The following is a 781-nucleotide window of genomic DNA, read 5'->3' as shown; positions in this document are numbered from 1 at the left end:
AATGTCGCCCACGGTAATCTGGTGTTGCAACGACGTGATGAGTTGCTGGTCGGGCGTGGTGTCGACGCCGATGTTCTTCGTACCTACAACAGCCAGGCCAAGCTCACCGACGACAACGGCGATGCCTGGTGGCTCGGCGGTTACCGCCTGCTGCGCAATCTCACCGGCACCGTCAACACCGCCGGCAGCACAATCGAGCGCGTCAGCGCCGATGGCAGCGTACAGACCTTTACCTTCGCCAATGGACGCTACACCAGTACCGATGGTGACGGTGCCCACGACAGCCTCAGCTGGGACGGCAGCGCCTGGACCTGGACGGAGGGCAGTACACGTCTGCAGGAGCGCTATGCCGCCGATGGGGCGGTTTTCCGCCTCAACCAGGTCAAGGACCCAGCTGGCAATGCCATCGCCTACCGGTTCGACAACGGCCTGTTGGTCAACGCTACCCTCGCCAATGGGGACAAGGTTGAGTACGTCTACGCGGGCCGTAATCTCAGCCAGGAGAAGCTGACCCGGGCCGATGGCACCTCGGTCAGTCGTACCCATTACCAGTACGACAGCGCTAACCGTCTCAGCGACGTCCGTATCGATCTCAGCCCCGACGACAACAGTGTCACCGATGGCAAGGTCTATACGATCAAGTATGAGTACGACGGCAGCAGCCAGCGCTTGTCGGGGGTCACCCAGACCGATGGCAGCACATTGCGCTTCAGCTACCAGGAAGTCAGCTCCGGCGACTTCCGTCTCGCCAGCCTCACCGACGCACTGGGCCAGGTCACCC

Annotated in this window: 1 protein-coding gene; it reads left to right on the top strand. The window is 62.1% G+C overall.

Annotated features, from left to right (window positions below; all coding sequences use genetic code 11):
• A partial coding sequence (locus tag ACUHMQ_RS20905) for a hypothetical protein (protein ID WP_445297366.1) occupies positions 1–781 on the top strand: 781 nt, incomplete at both ends.

The sequence above is a fragment of the Chitinimonas violaceus genome (assembly GCF_052601015.1).
This window is presented reverse-complemented; position numbering and strand designations above follow the sequence as displayed.